Raw genomic sequence first — 3,632 nt, forward strand, 5'->3', positions numbered from 1 at the left:
CAACCATGTCGGCCCCCACCATGACCACGGACAAGGCGGCCGGGCCCCGCCGCTCGCAGCACCGCGGGGACGTCCCGCGGCCCCGCGGCGGAAGCTTCGCCAAGGCCCTTCGCCGCAATCTCACGGCCCACGGATTCCTGATCGGCGCCGTGCTCTGCTTCTCGTTCTTCTCCTGGTACCCGATGGTCAGGGAGTTCCTCCTCGCCTTCCAGAAGACCGAGGGCGGACAGACCACCTGGGCCGGCTGGTCCAACCTCACCACCGTCTTCAACGACCCGGCCTTCTGGCAGGCATGGCGCAACACCGCACTGTTCACGGTCCTCGCGCTGCTCCTCGGCTTCGCCGTGCCGTTCGTCGTCGCCGTCGTGCTCAACGAGTTCCGCCACGCCCAGGGCTACCTGCGCATGCTGGTCTACCTGCCGGTGATGCTGCCGCCGGTCGCGTCGGTGCTGCTGTTCAAGTACCTCTACGATCCGGGCTACGGACTCTTCAACGAGATCCTCGGATTCTTCGGCCTGCCCGCCCAGCAGTGGCTCCAGGACCCCGACACCTCCATGCTCTCCGTCGTCATCGCGGCGACCTGGATGAACATGGGCGGCGCCACTCTGATCTACCTGGCGGCGCTCCAGGGCATCCCGGGGGAGCTCTACGAAGCGGCCGAACTCGACGGCGCCGGCGTCCTTCGGAAGATCTGGCACGTCACCGTCCCGCAGACCCGGCTCATCCTCTCGCTGATGCTGCTCATGCAGGTCATCGCGACCATGCAGGTGTTCGTGGAGCCCTTCCTGCTCACCGGCGGCGCGGGACCGGAGGGCTCGACCACCACCGTCGTGTATCTCATCTACCAGTACGCCTTCAACTTCAACAACTACGGCGCCGCGGCGGCGCTCGGCCTGGTGCTGCTCGTGCTGCTCGCCGGATTCTCGGCCGTGTACGTGAAGCTCAGCCGCGCCGAGGACGAGTAGGACGGGAACCGACAGATGACCACACGCACTCTCATCTCGCCGGCCCAGCTGGCACGGCCCCGCGGCAAGGTCCTCTACTGGGTCACCTTCGCCCTGGTCGTCGTCCTGTTCACACTGGTCTTCCTGGGACCGCTGTACTGGATGGTCTCCGGCGGACTGAAGACCACCCAGGAAGTCGTCCAGACCCCGTCGACCCTCGTACCGGACGCCCTCCATCCGGAGAACTACTCACGCGCCTGGGAGGTCATGGACCTGGCCCGGCTGCTGTTCAACACCCTCTACTACGCCTTCGGGGCCCTCGCCTTCCAGCTGGTCCTCGACGTGGCCGCGGCCTACTCGCTGTCCCGGCTCAGACCCGTCTTCGGCAAGGCGATCCTCGGCATGATGCTCGCCACGCTCATGATCCCGGCGACCGTGCTCGTCGTGCCCCAGTATCTGACCGTGCTCGACGTGCCGGTCTTCGAACGCAACCTGCTCAACTCGCCCTGGGCCATCTGGCTGCCGTCCGTCACCAACGCCTTCAACATCTTCCTGCTGAAGCGCTTCTTCGACTCCATCCCGAAGGAGCTCCTCGACGCGGCCTCCATGGACGGCGCCAGTCCCCTGCGCACGCTCCGGTCGATCGTGCTGCCCATCTCACGGCCCATTCTGGGAGTCGTGTCCATCTTCGCGGTGGTCGGCGTCTGGAAGGACTTCCTCTGGCCGATGCTCACCCTGCCCGACCCGACCAAGCAGACGCTGAACGTCGGCATCTACTCACTGTCCACCGGTGTGCCCGAGAACATCCTGATAGCGGCGCTCACCATCGCCTCCATACCGACGCTGCTCATCTTCCTCCTCTTCCAGCGCAACATCATGAGCGGACTCACCGCGGGCGGCCTCAAGGGCTGACAGGCCCGGCGCCGCCCTCGCGCCCCCGCCCCCGCGCTCACCCATGAAGCCTCCGCCGCCGGCCCGTCCTTGACGCCTCGCTGTCCGGGCCGGCGGTGGAGATCCCTCTGCCCGAAAGGACCTCCCGTGGCAGCCCCTCATTCGGACCGCACCGACAACTGGTGGCGCAGCGCCGCCATCTACCAGGTGTACCCGCGCAGCTTCGCCGACGGCGACGGCGACGGCACCGGGGACCTCGCCGGCGTACGGGCCAGGCTGCCGTATCTGGCCGAGCTGGGCGTCGACGCCATCTGGTTCACGCCCTGGTACCTCTCGCCGCTGGCCGACGGCGGCTACGACGTCGCCGACTACCGCACCATCGACCCGGCGTTCGGCACCCTGGCCGAGGCGGAGAAGCTGATCGCGGAGGCCCGCGAGCTGAACATCCGCACCATCGTCGACATCGTCCCCAACCATGTCTCCGACCAGCACGCCTGGTTCCGCGCCGCACTCGCCGCGGGACCGGGCAGCCCGGAACGGGAGCTGTTCCACTTCGTCTCCGGACGCGGCGAGAACGGCGAACTGCCGCCCAACGACTGGCCCTCGCAGTTCGCCGGCAGCACCTGGACCAGGGTCGAGGACGGCGAGTGGTACCTCCACCTCTTCACACCCCAGCAGCCCGACCTGAACTGGGCACATCCGGCCGTCCGCGAGGAACACGAGGACGTCCTGCGCTTCTGGTTCGAACGCGGCGTGGCCGGCGTACGGATCGACTCCGCCGCCCTGCCGGCCAAGGACCCAGACCTGGCCGACTTCGTCGAGGGCCGCGACCCGCACCCCTACATCGACCGCGACGAACTCCACGACATCTACCGCTCCTGGCGGGCGGTCGCCGATGAGTACGGCGCGGTCTTCGTCGGCGAGGTGTGGCTGCCCGACGCCGAACGATTCGCCCGCTACCTGCGCCCCGACGAACTGCACACCGCCTTCAACTTCAACTTCCTCAGCAGCCCCTGGGACGCGCGGCGGCTGCGCCGCACGATCGACGACACGCTCGCCGAGCACGCGCCCGTCGGCGCCCCCGCGACCTGGGTGCTGTGCAACCACGACGTCACCCGCACCGTCACCCGCTACGGCCGCGAGGACACCGCCTTCGACTTCGCCGCCAAGGCCTTCGGCACACCCACCGATCTGGAACTCGGCACCCGCCGCGCCCGCGCCGCCGCACTGCTCACCCTCGCGCTGCCGGGCGCCGTCTACCTCTACCAGGGCGAGGAACTGGGCCTGCCGGAGGCGGAGATCCCACCGGACCGCATCCAGGACCCGATGCACCATCGCTCCGGGGGGACGGACCCGGGCCGGGACGGCTGCCGGGTGCCGTTGCCATGGACCGCGGACGCCCCGTACAGCGGATTCGGCTCCCGGACCGAACCGTGGCTGCCGCAACCGGCGGACTGGGCCGCCTACGCCGCGGACCGCCAGGCCGGCGACCCTGGGTCGATGCTCAGCCTCTACCGGGAAGCCCTGCGGCTGCGCCGCACCGAGCCCGGCTTCGGCGACGGCCCGCTCACCTGGCTGCCTGCCGGCGGCCCTGCCGTGCTCGCCTTCGCCCGGCCCGGCGGGCTGGTGTGCGTGGTGAACTTCGGCGCGGAACCCGTCGGGCTCCCGCCGCACTCACGCCTGCTGCTCGCCAGCGGCCCGCTGGACGACGGCGGGCGGCTGCCGCAGGACACGGCGGTGTGGCTGCGGACCTGACCGGCCGCGCCGGCGCCGGCGGGGGACGGCGAGGGCCCGGAA

General features: G+C 69.7%; 3 protein-coding genes. All 3 read left to right on the forward strand.

What is annotated here, in order from left to right; translation table 11 throughout:
* The first annotated feature begins 5 nt into the window (after positions 1-5).
* The 3 genes from ACWGH4_RS32850 to ACWGH4_RS32860 all read left to right on the forward strand — a co-directional run bounded on the left by ACWGH4_RS32850 (position 6) and on the right by ACWGH4_RS32860 (position 3,590).
* Positions 6-965, forward strand: a complete 960-nt coding sequence (locus ACWGH4_RS32850) for a carbohydrate ABC transporter permease (RefSeq protein ID WP_453467285.1) — start codon at positions 6-8, stop codon at positions 963-965.
* 15 nt (positions 966-980) lie between these two features.
* The gene (locus ACWGH4_RS32855) at positions 981-1,856 is read left to right on the forward strand and encodes a carbohydrate ABC transporter permease (protein WP_453467280.1); all 876 of its coding nucleotides are present in this window, start codon (positions 981-983) and stop codon (positions 1,854-1,856) included.
* Between the two features lie 126 nt (positions 1,857-1,982).
* Positions 1,983-3,590, forward strand: coding sequence for a glycoside hydrolase family 13 protein (locus ACWGH4_RS32860; RefSeq protein WP_453467282.1), 1,608 nt, complete (start codon positions 1,983-1,985; stop codon positions 3,588-3,590).
* Positions 3,591-3,632 lie beyond the last annotated feature (42 nt).

The organism is Streptomyces sp. NPDC054847, from assembly GCF_053610925.1.